The following is a 12,545-nucleotide window of genomic DNA, read 5'->3' on the forward strand; positions in this document are numbered from 1 at the left end:
CCTTCCCGCAACTAGCGTGCTTCTGTGAATACGGTAACCTTCTAAGCCAATGGCGAGCATACGCCGGTCGAGGCGAGGACTTCTCAATCGAGTTGTTTTTTCACGTCAGCTAATAGAGTCCTGTGAGCGCAATGCAGGGCCCGGTGGTCTTTCGCGGATCTTCGAGTTATCTATGATCCAGAACGACAAAAGGCGATTGTAGATAGCGTTATTGATGCGATCTTACATTCCCCCAGAACGAACTTCAGTTTTGATCTACCGTACCTATAGGGGTGGACTGCGGCCCGCCTCGGATCGGGGCAACTCGACGAGGGCAGTCGGGGTGCTGCTCCTAAAAGAGCACCCGACAGCATAGGTCAACGGTCACGTCGCGTGCCCCGATGTAGTGTTGCGGCGAATTTGCTGCCGGTTTATCGAGCGATTACGCCTCGGCAAGGCCGATCGACGGAAGAGCGCCTCAAACCAATCCCCCAACTCAGCCCCACCAGGTTCCACAATCAAATCAGCAAGCATTCCACAAACAAGCTAATAACTATGTCTCAACTAACAACCACCCAAGAGCAGGTGTTAACTCTACTCGCGCAAGGCAGCACCGTCGCCGCCGCCGCCCAAGTCGATTTGGCGCTCTACTGGCATGAGCAATTACTCGCGTTCGGCGATCGCGCCATCCAAACCCTCGACCGGATCTTCAGCGACGAAAACGAGTCCTCCGGGGTGCAGCTCCGCGACCGCCGCCGTCAGCATCAGCAACCGCCAGTCGAAAGCCAGCCGTCCACGATAAACGAACAAGATCCAACTCCGAACCCGAGCGAAAGCGACGGTCGTCCGGTCGCAACCCCGCAACCCCGCCCAGACCGCACAAAACTGCACAACACCGCGCCCGAACCCGGGCGCAACGCTCTCTGCCCCTGCGGCAGCGGACTTAAATACAAACGCTGTTGCCTCAGCAAATCCGAACTCCAGGCCCGAGCCGCCTAACCAACGCCGCCCAGCCAAACGCGCGTCGCCCCCGCTCATGAGACACTAAAGATTGATGTCGCGGGAGTCCACCCTGAGCCCGCCGGCTGCCCTCAGTGCGCTCGAATCGGCGCTCGGTTCGGCGATCCGCGGTAAGCCAGAGATCATTCGCCTCTCCATCGCGTGCCTTCTCGCGCGCGGCCATCTCCTTATTGAGGACGTCCCCGGCGTCGGCAAGACCACCCTCGCCCACGCCATCGCGCGCGCCATCGATTGCCGCTTCCATCGCATCCAGTTCACTAGCGACATGTTGCCCAGCGACGTTCTCGGCGTCACCATTTACAACGCGCACTCCGAGGCCTTCGAGTTCAAGCCCGGCCCCGTTTTCACCAACATTCTGCTCGCCGACGAAATCAACCGCACCACGCCCAAGACGCAGTCCGCGCTGCTCGAAGCGATGAACGAAGGCCAGGTCACGGTGGACGGCCGCTCGCTGCCTCTCCCGGATCCCTTCTTCGTCGTCGCCACGCAAAATCCGTCCGAGCATCACGGCGCCTACCCGCTGCCGGAATCGCAGCTCGATCGCTTTCTGCTGCGTCTCCGCATCGGCTATCCCGACGCGTCCAGCGAGCGCGAAATCCTGCGCAATCACGCGCCTGCCGATCAAGCCGTCGAACCCGTTTGCACCGCGGCCGATATCATCGCGCTGCAGCATCAGACCGAGCAGGTCCGCGCCGACGAATCGATCCTCGATTACCTGCTGACGATTGTCGACCGAACGCGCACGCATGAAGCGCTGCTGCTTGGCGTCAGCCCGCGCGGCTCGCAAGCGCTGTTCCGCGCGGCCCAGGCTCGCGCGCTGCTGCATGGCCGCGAGTACCTGATTCCGGACGACGTGAAACGCCTCGTGATTCCCGTCTTCGGCCATCGCGTGATCGTGCAGCCGCGTTCCGCCCTTGGCGCGCGCCGTAGCGAAGCGTCCAACCGCATCCTGGAAGATATCCTGATGCAGGTGGACGTTCCGCTTTGACCCAAAGTGTTCCGCTCTAAACCAAAAGAATGAAGACTGCCATCATCGGTCTACCTATGACGGGTAAGACCAGCTTGTTTACGATCCTTACCGGCGCCTCGCAGGAGTCACGCGCCGGTTCTATGTCCGTCCGCACTGGAGTTGCCAAGGTACCGGACCCGCGCCTCGAGGAACTGGCGAAGCTATTCGATCCGCCGAAAGTAACTTATGCGACGGTAGAGTATCTCGATTGCCCTTCGATCTCAAAGGAGTCTTTGCGAGATCCCGGTTTCCTGGCAGGACTCCGTGTAGCTGACGCCTTTGCCCACGTGCTGCGCGTCTTCCCGGATGAAACCGTTCCACACGAACACGGCTCCATCGATCCGGTACGCGACCTAAACGAAGTGGATACCGAACTAATCCTAAGTGACTTAGTCGTGATCGAGAAGCGCCTCGAGCGCCTTGAAAAGGACCGCAAGAAACAACGCAGCGCTGAAATAGATCAGGAAATCGATCTGCTAACTAAGGCCAAAGAGCTGCTCGAACAAGATCAGCCGCTGCGAAACCTGGAACTGAACGCCGAAGACGAGAAACGAATCCGCGGCTTCCAATTCCTGTCACAGAAACCGATGCTCTGCGTCTTGAACCTGGGCGAAGCGGACGCCTCCCACTTGCGCGAGAAAGAAGAAGAGTTCCGCAACGGCCCGCTCGCCGGACGCAAACAGACCGAAGTTGCCGCTATCTGCGGAAAGATCGAAGCGGAACTCGCCGAGTTACCGGTTGCAGACCAACGCGATTACCTGGGTAGTTACGGACTCCATGAATCCGGACTGGAGCGATTGATCGAAGCGAGTTACCGGCTACTCGGCCTTATGTCCTTCTTGACCGCCGGTGAAACCGAAGTCCGCGCCTGGACCGTGCCGCTCAACAGTAAGGCGCCGGCCGCGGCGGGCGCGATCCACTCCGATTTCGAGAAGAAGTTCATTCGTGCCGAAGTAGTGAACTGGAAGAACCTGGTCGACTTGAAAGGCTATCCCGGCGTCCGTGAGAAAGGTCTGCTACGTCTCGAAGGGAAAGAGTACATCGTCAAAGACGGCGACGTGTTAGTAATCCGGCATAGTTAGCTAAGACGCCCAGAGCACAGAGGGCGGGGAACCAATCCCCCAAACGCGTATACAGCGTCAACCCGCGCTCGTACGAAAATGCGACCGTCCGCGAAGCCTCCTCATAGAGCGGCAGTCGCTCTCGCACCCGGCCGGCATCGTCGATCGCCGCTGAGATCCCGTCATTCGTGGCGCGTAAAATCCATCTGCGATTCTCCGCAGCCCGCATGCGCACAATGGCCAGATGTTGAAAGCGCGCGTGCGTCTTCCCAAACCAGCCGTCGTTAGACGGATTCAACAATAACTCAGCCCCATCGAGTACAAACCGGCGTATAAACCGCGGGAAGACAGACTCGTAACAGATGAACGTACCGATCTTATGACCCGCAACCTGACTAACTACCGGCAGCGAGCCCGGCTCGAAATCACCGGCTTCATGTGAAACCTTAAAAGCAATCGGCCCCAGCGGCCAAGGAACAAACTCCCCGAACGGCACCAGATTGACCTTGTCATAGCGCGAAACCTTGTGTCCGTACCGATCGAATAGGACCGCCGAATTCAGGTTTCCGCCATCCGCCGCATTCCCGATTATTCCGGCCAAAACCTCACGGTTCTGATCGCGCGCTACAGCCGACAGGAAGCGCATCATGGTCGGATCCGACTCATAGAAAGGCGCCGGCGCCTCAGGCCAGACTAATAGCGGAGATGGGTGCTCGATAGAGAGCACACGCATCCGCTCCACCAGCGCGGTGAAAGCCTGCGGGGTCCAGTACTGCTCTTCGTCAATGTTGGGCTGCACTAATGTGGCGCGTTCGCCAGCAGCCTCGATCCCCGGTAACTTAGGCAACATCAATACAACCAGCGCAAACGCGACCCCGAAGAACGGCAAAGCCGGACGCCGCAAGATCAGATTCGCGATCTCCGCCGCAAGAATCGCGAACAGGAACGACAGTCCCCACACACCGGTCCACGGCGCAAGCTTCAGCAACGGCCCGATATCAATCCCCGCATTCCCCAAAGTCAACCAGGCGAACCCCAGCGGCCCGTGCGTCCACTCAATCGCGACCCACAACGCAGCCGACGCCGGCACTCCGAAACGCGTCGGCAGCATCCATCCGGCGGCCCAGGCGAACGCCCCCATCTGCAGCGCCTTTGCCAGGCAAAACAGCAGGAAGACAAGCCAGGCAACTACAGGACTCATCCCCGCATGCGTCTGTAAGGTGAACTCAATCCAGTTACAGACTCCGAACCAATAAGCGACTCCAGCAACATAACCTACCAGGAATCGCCATAACCCGCGCTTCTCGCGCACCGCCGCCACCATCAACGGAGTCAAAGCAATCGGCGCCAGCCAGTGCCAATCGAAGTTAGGCAGGGAAAGAATCAGGAGCGCCGACGACGCCAGCGCGAGGACGAAGTTCACGCGCCTAACTTATCGGCCATGTAAGACGAGCGCACCAGCGGCCCGCTGAAGACATCGCGAAAACCAAGCGACATCCCAAACTCACGGTACGAATCGAACTCTTCAGGAGTCACATACCGCGCCACGGGCAGATTCCGCCGCGTAGGCCGCAGGTATTGACCGATGGTCGCAAAGTGAACCCCGGACGCCGCCAGGTCACGCAGTAACTGGTGTACCTCGGCGCTATCTTCACCAAGCCCAACCATGAACCCCGACTTAGTCAAGACATCCGATCGATAACTCCGCGCGAACTCCAGTACCTCAAGCGACTGCCGGTAGTTAGCCTGCGGCCGCACCCGCCGGTAGAGTCGCGGAACCGTCTCCATGTTGTGGTTGAACACTGCGGGCCCGGCATCCAGCACCCGCGCCACGGCATCGCGATCGCCGCAGAAGTCAGGCGTGAGCACCTCGACGCGAGCCGCCGGCAGTGCATCGCGGACGGCGCGCACCGTAGCCGCAAAATGCCGCGACCCGCCATCCTCCAGGTCATCGCGATTCACGCTGGTGATCACAACGTATTGGAGCGCCATCGCCGTTGCCATGCGCGCCACGTTCGCGGGTTCCTCAGGATCCAAAGTCATGTCCACCTTGCGCGGATTCCCCTTCGGCACCGAACAGAAGCCGCATCCGCGCGTACAAAGATTCCCCAGAATCATGAACGTAGCCGCCCCGCGATGAAAGCACTCATGGATATTCGGGCAGCGCGCCGATTCACAAACCGTATGCAGGTTCAACTCCCGCAGTCCGCGCTTCAGCGTGTTCAGGGACTCGAAGTGCGTCGCACTTTTTCGCGCCCATTCAGGCAAACGGCCCGCGCCCGCGGTAAGTTGAACCAGATTCTCGCTCATTAGTTAACGCGCAACGATCGAATCAATCCCCGCAGCCTTCAATCGCTGCTTGGAATCCGCCAAAGCGGGCATATCTTTGAAAGGTCCCACCAGCACCCGAAACAATCCTTCTTTCGGACTCTCGCCCAGCAGCGCCGGATAGCCGCGCTTTCGAAGTACTTCAACCATATGATCCGCATCCTGCCGCTTCAAGGCCGCTATCTGCAGGTAGGAACCCGCCGCCACGGTGGCGCTCGAAGCCGGCGTCGTATCGTCTGGAGCGGGCGGCGCAACCGGCGCGGGAGCTGGTGCTGTACTCGTAAGGGCGTCCGCAGTATTCCCCGGGTAGGGCTTAGCCGGTTGTGTGCCAGTAACTGGCGCCGGAGGATTCGACTCCGTCCGTGCAGCCGGCGCCGGGCTCGTATCCGTATCCGGCGCATCGATCGGCGCAGTCTTGTTCACTATCGGCGGCGCAACGGTCGTCGTACTATTCGACGCCGCACTAACTCCGGTCGTATTGCGCCCAATAATGTAACCCATCGTGAACGCCACCCCTAAAAGCGCCGCCACAATAAAGAACATACTGAGTAACTGCTTGTTACCCAGCACAATTTCACGCCCCTGGTCGTTTTCGTCGAGCATTCTACCTTTCCGCGTTCGCTACTCTATCCAGAACCTTCTGCAACCCCTGCACGATGTCCATCGGGAACGGAAACACGATCGTCGAATTCTTCTCCGCGCCAATCTCCACTAGCGTCTGCAAATACCGCAACTGTAAAGCGGCCGGTTGCCGCTGAATCACTTCCGCCGCCATGGCCAGCTTCTCCGCCGCCGAATACTCACCCTCCGCGTGAATGATCTTCGCCCGCCGTTCCCGCTCGGCCTCAGCCTGCCGCGCCAGCGCTCGAATCATCTGCTCCGGTAAGTCCACTTGCTTGACTTCCACCATCGTAACCTTCACGCCCCACGGCGACGTGCGCTCATCCAGCAGCTCCTGCAACCGGTTGTTCAGCTTCTCGCGCTGGCTCAGCAACTCATCGAGCTCCACTTCGCCCAGCACGCTCCGCAGCGTCGTTTGGGCAAGCTGCGAGGTGGCGTACCGGAAGTTATTCACCTCCACAATCGCCAGCCGCGGCTCGATCACACGATAGTAGACCACCGCGCTCACTTTCACCGTCACGTTATCGCGCGACACCACGTCCTGCGGCGGCACTTCGAACGGCTCCACGCGCAGCGAAACGCGCTCCATCCGGTCCAGCGGCGCAAACACCAGAATCACTCCCGGCCCTTTAGCTTGCGGCAGCAACCGCCCCAGCCGGAAGATCACCGCGCGCTCATACTCCTTCAAAATCTTGATCGACGAAAGCAGGTACAACACTACGATGACGATCAGCAGCCCGCCGGCGGAAAACATCATGACTCTTTCCTCTCTTCCGAAACACGCAACCGCAGATTCTCGATACTCTCCACTCGTACCCGGGCGCCCCGCGCGATCGGCGCAATCGCATCCGCCATCCAATACTCGCCATGCACCATTACTCGCCCGCTCGGCGCCAGTTCCTCGAGCGCGGTTCCAACCGCCCCATACATCCCCTCAACTCCCGTGACCACCTTATTCCTTCGCGCGCGCAGCGCCAGCGTCACCAGCACGGCCGAGATCAACGCCAGCGGAATCGCCACGCTCAACGCCGTCGCTAGATGAATGCGCATTTCAGGAATTGGACTATCGATCAGCATCGTCGCTCCCAGCACCAGCGTGAGCGCTCCGCCCGCGCTTAGAATACCGTGCGACGCGAACTTCACTTCCAGCGCAAACATCCCGAACGCCGCAAACACCAGCGCAACTCCCAGCCAGTTCAGCGGCAGAACACTCAGCGCCGCCAGGCCAAGCAACAGCGCAACCGCTCCGATCACACCGGGAAAGATCAATCCCGGAGAGGTGAACTCAACATAGATCGCCAACACACCCAGCGCCATCAGAATCAGCGCGATATTCGGATCGGCCACTGCCAGCAGAATGCGTTCTCGCAGCGACGGCGCGTAAGTCACGATCTGCGGGTCATCCAGATGGAGTATGGTTTTCGTCCCGTCGAAGCGTGTTACCGTTCGTCCGTTGAGTTGATGCAGTAAGTCGTTTTCGTCGCGCGCGATGAGATCGATCAGATGCCCATCGAGCGCTTCATGCGCGGTAAACGACTTGCTCTGGCGCACCGCCGACTCGGCCAGTTCCACATTGCGTCCACGCTGGCCTGTGATGCTACGCAGCGACGCCGCCGCATCGTTCTCCAGCTTCTCCTTCATTACGGGGTCCATCGTGACGCCGGGAATTACCGGATGCGCGGCGCCCGTGTTGCTGCCCGGAGTCATCGCCGCGATGTCTCCCGCCTCCAGCAGAAAGAATCCCGCCGACGCGGCCCGCGCGCCCTGCGGAGCGACGAACGTGACGACTGGAACCGGCGAAGCGACGATCTTCGCCATGCTGCTGCGCATCGCTTCCGCAAGTCCGCCCGGTGTATCGAGCCGAATGATCAGCAGCGCGGCATGATCCGCTGCCGCCCGACCAATCGCATGCGACAGAACTTCCGTCGTCGCGGGATGAATGATCCCGTCCAGCACCACTTCTTCAACACGCGCGTTTTTCGTCTGGCCGTAACCTATAAGGGTGACCATTAAGACGACCCAAAACGCAACGCAACAAAGCACTCGACTTCGAAGCAATTCGACCTACATTCTTTCTACATGATCATTGTGACATTATGAGGCGAATAGAAAGCTTTTTTGGACCTTCAGGTGACTCTCAAGTAAAATGGTGAGTCAAGGTTTTTCGATTCACAAAGGGAGAATTTAGTAATGGCAAAAAAAGTCACGAAGACGACCGCCACGTCGACAGAGCAGGCTGCGTCCGGCGCCGCGCCCGCAAAGAAGAAGGCTTCCGCCTCGCGACCGAAGCACCTCAAAGCGCAGGCTGTCGCGGTAGCTGCCGCTGTTGAGGGATTTGTTCAATCGTTAGGCACGTCTACTACGCATCATGTGGATAAAGCTGAGGAAATCGAACAGGATCACACCCCGGAAGTCTCGCCCGTAATGAAGGAGGAAGCGCCGCTAGAAGATCAGGCGCAGTCAGCCCCTGAAGTTTCCCAAGCGGAGATTGCCGCCCTCGCTTATCGCTTCTATCTGGAGCGTGGCGGTCAAAATGGTTCTCAAGCCGACGACTGGTTCCGTGCCGAACAAGCGCTTCGGTCCGGTCGCGCGGAGTAATTCGATATTAGTTGAGTTACAAAATCAACTAATACTTTCGCAGCACGGCAAGTAACCGCCCCTGAATTTCTAGTTCTTCGGCTTTCACATAGATTGGTTTCATCGTCGAGTTGGCCGGCTGCAGTCGAATGTAGCCGCCCGACTCGCGATAAATCCGTTTCAGGGTAGTTTCGCTACCGCCGACCAGAGCCACCACGATATCTCCGTCGCGCGCTTCCGGAGTTCTCTCGATCAGGATCATGTCTCCATCGCAGATATGATCCTCGATCATCGAGTCCCCGCGAACTTCGAGCGCATAGGTATCGGAATTATTCAGAAAGTCCGCGAAGCTCAGCGTCGCTCGCGTTTCGACGGATTCCACCGGCGCGCCCGCCGCAATTCGCCCGAGCAGCGGAACCTCCAGCGACTGCTGCTTCCGGATGCGCTGCCGCTCGATTAGATACTTCGGCGCAAGATCCACCGACCGGCTCTGATTATGGGTCCGGTTCAAATAGTGCTTTGTCTGCAGCGCCGAGATGTGCTTATGCACGGTCGCGAGTGACGCCAGCTGCAGCGCCCGCGCGATCTCCTCGTAGCTCGGGCTATACCCGTTATCGTCCACAAAGCCCGCAATAAAATCGACAACTTCCTTTTGCCGACGCGTAAGTGCCATGCTTGCAGTATAGGCGAAGAAAAGGGGAAATGCCAGCCCGCAGCTTTAACTGTCGGCGGGTGGTTGAAGCAAGAATATGGATTTCAGGCGGCCGCCATGGTGCATCTATTCGACGAAGGGAACGTCAAGCGCTTGCACGGTGTAGAGCCGCCGCTCTAACGGCGCGCACTCAGGACTACCGCGTTCTACTCCGCGATCGCGGCGACTACATCGAAGTCGCTAGGGTCCGCAACCCGGTCGTCCTCTTGCGACCTCAACCGGCTAGTTAGAAGTGAAAGCCCAGTGTAGCGGTTATGGCCCGTGGTGAAACATAGTGAGTACCGCTGAAAGTTGACAGAAAGTTGTACAGCGCTTCTTTATTCATCAGGTTAATGGCCGTTAGACGAGCGCTCCACTTGTAGCGCTCCGTGTGGAAAAGGTCGTCGTCGCCGATAGCAGCATCGAAAAGATTGCGGGGTGCAATGCGTGGCGGATTGTGATCGTCGTTCTCCGTACCGGCTGCCGGAATGGATACATAAATGGAACCGTACATGGACGCCGGGCAAAGTCCATTCGAGCTGATCGGAGTTGTTGGAGTCGCGTGGACGGTCCCACAGTAGAGGCCGCCTTCGAATTGCTGATCCGGCGTAAGGCCGGAGACGTCTACGATGCTATCGGTTCCGTTCGGCCCGTTAGCGCAATTACCTCCGGCGCAAGGCACCGGACCAGCGACGAGGCCGCTATCGTAACGCCAGTTGAAGCTGACCCAAGGACGATTCTTAAACGGCTGGTACTGCAGGTGCGTCGTTTGGTTAAAAACTTCATCATGATCAATCCGGAACACACTCTCCCCGCCAGGAGCCGAACCAATGCCTGCTACTTGAGGACCGAAGAAGCGCGCCGCCACGCTGGACATCACCACAAATGCCGTCAACCCGTGGTAGTTCGGGACGGTGGCGCGAATCGCGTATCCCGGAATTTTCGAGCTTTGCCACTCAATCGGATAAGTGATCGGCGTATTGCCTAAAACGCTAAAGTCGAACGCCTTGTGAGTGTACTTCCAGATGTACTCTCCATCGATCACAAGATACCTGCCAAAAGCCTGCTGGAGGCCGGCGTGGAACTCGTTGCGGTGACCGGGACTGAGTGGGGCGGTAGTCACGCAAGCGCCACCCGCAACCAATGTCTGAAAAGCAACCACTACCGGATCGTTGCATCCCAGGCTCGCCAGTATGAGGTTCTCATTAAAGGGGCTTTCCATCGTGCGCGCATAAGACACACGGAGCACCGTGTTAGTCGGCTTGATGTTGTAGGCAACTCCGAGGCGCGGCTCCCCTTGGGCGGCGCTTGTAATCCCATTGTATTTGTCAAAACGTAAGCCGAGGTTGAAACTCCAGTTATGCCAGGTGATCGTATCCTGCGCATAAAAGGCAAACTCTTTGATATCTGTACGGCCAAAGTATTCGTACTCTTCGCTCGTGCTATTTGGACAGCCGTCGGAGGCGGGAAGCGTCGCTGTTCGGGTCAAGTCGTAACAAGCAAGAAGCGGAATGAATGCGGGAACCGTTCCCTGTCCGATGTTTGCCTGGAGAGCCCCTCCGCCGCACGCGGCCGGGTTGGTGAGTGACGGATCGGTGTCAGCGCTGCCGTCGGCGTTCAGACAGGGAGCGTTCGCCGTCGGATCCACAAGGCCAAAAGTATCCCTCTCGGTAAGGAACGTGTGTTCATACATCGCGCCCACCTTCACGTTATTTATACCTTTCACGTAAGCGATGTTTGTGCGGAGCCCTGCATTCGTAAGTCTCCGGTTCTGACCCACCGTGGCAGACTGCAGATCGGGCGTGAAATCGGCGAACGGGTCACTGCTCGGGTAGTAATTGTACTGATCCTGCCGCACAAATCCGCCGAACGTAAAAACGGCCTCAGGGCTTAGCACCCGTGTCCAAACGGGCGCTATATTGAAGGTCCTGATTTTCGACCGCTGATCCTGGGAGCCAACGGTCAAGCCGTCCGGTCCGAGGCCTCCGTTATCGACCACCAGCCCATTCCACGCCGACGCGGTTTGAGCATCGTAGGAATTCGGAGTCTGGAACCAGGAACGGGTGAACCCAAGATTTAGATTGATGCTGTCGTTCGCGGACGGCTTGAAATCAACACGGTCGAAGAAGTTCTCTTCATTCCCATGGTCGTGAAAGACCTGGTACTCAGGGCCGTCGAGAAACCGGCCCGTATCCAACCCGCTGGCAGATATGAAGTTTCCCCAGCTCTTCTGTCCGTAGGCGAGGTCGAAGCCGCCATTGCCAGTGCCAAAGGTGCCATAGGATGCCGTGACATCGCCGTGCGGGGTTGTCTCACCAAGCCCCGAACGGGTGGTGACGACCAAGACCAAACTGGTCTTACCCCCGTATTCGGCGGGAGGCGCACCCTCAATCACTTCCATGGATTGAACCGAATCGACCGGGATCTGATTGGAAAACACTTTGCTCTGCTGGTCCGTGATGGGCTGACCATCCACTGAGAACGAATTCGAGGCGTGGTCTCCGAGCCCGTGGAAAAGCCCGTTGGAGTCGGCCGCGACCCCCGGTGTCGCAAGCGTGACAAGAGAACTGAGCGAGGACGACGCGCTTTCGAGCGGGAGCTTATCGAAGAGCGCCCGGTCAACGTCGGAGTGGGTCGTTGGGTCGGTCTCTACAAGATCGCCTGCATCTGTAACGGTCACCGAGGTGATTTGAGTGCCTACGCTAAGAGCGATTTTGCCGAGGTCCACCAGTACCCCGGATCGCACATCGACATCCTGCTCCCGAGACTGAAATCCGGTGGCACTTACCGTCAGATGGTAGTTGTTGAAAGGAATGTTATTGAATACAAAATCGCCTTGCGCATCCGAAGGCGAAGTGCGATCGTAGCCGGAAACGGGGTTCTGAACCTCCACCACGGCGCCGCGCAAGACCGCTCCCGACGGATCGACGACTGAACCGCGAATGGTTCCGGCATTGCCGATTGATTGGCTGAAGCTAGGATTTGTAAAACTCACACCGAGGGCGAAACAGGCGTGCAACCCTGAGCGGACTCTAATCATGCCTCCAATTCTCAGGTCAACTGCACCGATCACCAAGTAAAATCCTATGAACGGGCAAGAAAGGTTAACTAGCGGGCACAACGTGTCTATGAGCGGACGCACGCTCGGCCGATAGTAAAACTTCTTTACCGTTCAGAGAAGACAGCGTTCAAGAACCCGGATTTCCGGCAAATCCGCCCGCTCGCAGCGAAGAATAGGCCACTTACAGCTAATCTTTAG

The 12,545-nt window shown here is 58.4% G+C and carries 11 protein-coding genes; 4 read left to right on the top strand and 7 right to left on the bottom strand.

The annotated features are described in order from the left end of the window. Positions 1-534: 534 nt before the first annotated feature. Genes H1Y01_RS10115 through ychF form a run of 3 tightly spaced genes read left to right on the top strand, consistent with a single transcriptional unit; the run spans position 535 to position 3,090 of the window. Complete coding sequence (locus tag H1Y01_RS10115; protein WP_180540397.1) at positions 535-978, top strand: SEC-C metal-binding domain-containing protein; 444 nt, start codon at positions 535-537, stop codon at positions 976-978. A gap of 55 nt (positions 979-1,033) precedes the next feature. After that, positions 1,034-1,987: an AAA family ATPase gene (locus tag H1Y01_RS10120; RefSeq protein WP_180540398.1), complete on the top strand. Its 954-nt coding sequence runs from the start codon at positions 1,034-1,036 to the stop codon at positions 1,985-1,987. 29 nt (positions 1,988-2,016) lie between these two features. Continuing rightward, on the top strand, positions 2,017-3,090 hold the full coding sequence (ychF, locus tag H1Y01_RS10125) for a redox-regulated ATPase YchF (protein WP_180540399.1): 1,074 nt from the start codon (positions 2,017-2,019) through the stop codon (positions 3,088-3,090). Here ychF and lnt read toward each other — a convergent pair. Genes lnt through H1Y01_RS10150 form a run of 5 tightly spaced genes read right to left on the bottom strand, consistent with a single transcriptional unit; the run spans position 3,053 to position 8,076 of the window. Further along, on the bottom strand, positions 3,053-4,492 hold the full coding sequence (gene lnt, locus H1Y01_RS10130; RefSeq protein WP_180540400.1) for an apolipoprotein N-acyltransferase: 1,440 nt from the start codon (positions 4,490-4,492) through the stop codon (positions 3,053-3,055). The genes ychF and lnt overlap by 38 nt on opposite strands. Then, positions 4,489-5,379: a lipoyl synthase gene (gene lipA, locus H1Y01_RS10135; RefSeq protein WP_180540401.1), complete on the bottom strand. Its 891-nt coding sequence runs from the start codon at positions 5,377-5,379 to the stop codon at positions 4,489-4,491. The genes lnt and lipA overlap by 4 nt, the downstream gene beginning before the upstream one ends. A 3-nt stretch (positions 5,380-5,382) precedes the next feature. Continuing rightward, positions 5,383-6,000: an SPOR domain-containing protein gene (locus H1Y01_RS10140; RefSeq protein ID WP_180540402.1), complete on the bottom strand. Its 618-nt coding sequence runs from the start codon at positions 5,998-6,000 to the stop codon at positions 5,383-5,385. 1 nt (position 6,001) lies between these two features. Beyond that, positions 6,002-6,772, bottom strand: coding sequence for a slipin family protein (locus H1Y01_RS10145; protein WP_180540406.1), 771 nt, complete (start codon positions 6,770-6,772; stop codon positions 6,002-6,004). After that, on the bottom strand, positions 6,772-8,076 hold the full coding sequence (locus H1Y01_RS10150; protein WP_219341435.1) for an NfeD family protein: 1,305 nt from the start codon (positions 8,074-8,076) through the stop codon (positions 6,772-6,774). Before H1Y01_RS10150 ends, H1Y01_RS10145 begins: the two co-directional genes overlap by 1 nt. Positions 8,077-8,208: 132 nt before the next feature. Between H1Y01_RS10150 and H1Y01_RS10155 the strand changes: the two genes are divergently transcribed. Next, positions 8,209-8,616, top strand: a complete 408-nt coding sequence (locus H1Y01_RS10155) for a DUF2934 domain-containing protein (RefSeq protein ID WP_180540403.1) — start codon at positions 8,209-8,211, stop codon at positions 8,614-8,616. A 28-nt stretch (positions 8,617-8,644) separates the two neighbouring features. On the opposite strand, the gene lexA is transcribed toward H1Y01_RS10155, so the two are convergent. Beyond that, entirely contained in the window at positions 8,645-9,268 is a 624-nt protein-coding gene (gene lexA / locus H1Y01_RS10160; RefSeq protein ID WP_180540404.1) for a transcriptional repressor LexA, read from the bottom strand. 265 nt (positions 9,269-9,533) lie between these two features. After that, complete coding sequence (locus H1Y01_RS10165) at positions 9,534-12,326, bottom strand: TonB-dependent receptor (protein WP_180540405.1); 2,793 nt, start codon at positions 12,324-12,326, stop codon at positions 9,534-9,536. Positions 12,327-12,545 lie beyond the last annotated feature (219 nt).

This window comes from Nevskia soli (genome assembly GCF_903970205.1).
Classification (GTDB): domain Bacteria; phylum Acidobacteriota; class Terriglobia; order Bryobacterales; family Bryobacteraceae; genus Bog-113.

Excerpts from the sequence above, each read along its gene's own strand:
- H1Y01_RS10115 (WP_180540397.1), top strand. The coding sequence starts at position 535 with ATGTCTCAACTAACAACCACCCAAGAGCAGGTGTTAACTCTACTCGCG.
- H1Y01_RS10120 (WP_180540398.1), top strand. The coding sequence starts at position 1,034 with ATGTCGCGGGAGTCCACCCTGAGCCCGCCGGCTGCCCTCAGTGCGCTC.
- ychF (WP_180540399.1), top strand. The coding sequence starts at position 2,017 with ATGAAGACTGCCATCATCGGTCTACCTATGACGGGTAAGACCAGCTTG.
- lipA (WP_180540401.1), bottom strand. The coding sequence starts at position 5,379 with ATGAGCGAGAATCTGGTTCAACTTACCGCGGGCGCGGGCCGTTTGCCT.
- H1Y01_RS10140 (WP_180540402.1), bottom strand. The coding sequence starts at position 6,000 with ATGCTCGACGAAAACGACCAGGGGCGTGAAATTGTGCTGGGTAACAAG.
- H1Y01_RS10145 (WP_180540406.1), bottom strand. The coding sequence starts at position 6,772 with ATGTTTTCCGCCGGCGGGCTGCTGATCGTCATCGTAGTGTTGTACCTG.
- H1Y01_RS10155 (WP_180540403.1), top strand. The coding sequence starts at position 8,209 with ATGGCAAAAAAAGTCACGAAGACGACCGCCACGTCGACAGAGCAGGCT.
- lexA (WP_180540404.1), bottom strand. The coding sequence starts at position 9,268 with ATGGCACTTACGCGTCGGCAAAAGGAAGTTGTCGATTTTATTGCGGGC.
- H1Y01_RS10165 (WP_180540405.1), bottom strand. The coding sequence starts at position 12,326 with ATGATTAGAGTCCGCTCAGGGTTGCACGCCTGTTTCGCCCTCGGTGTG.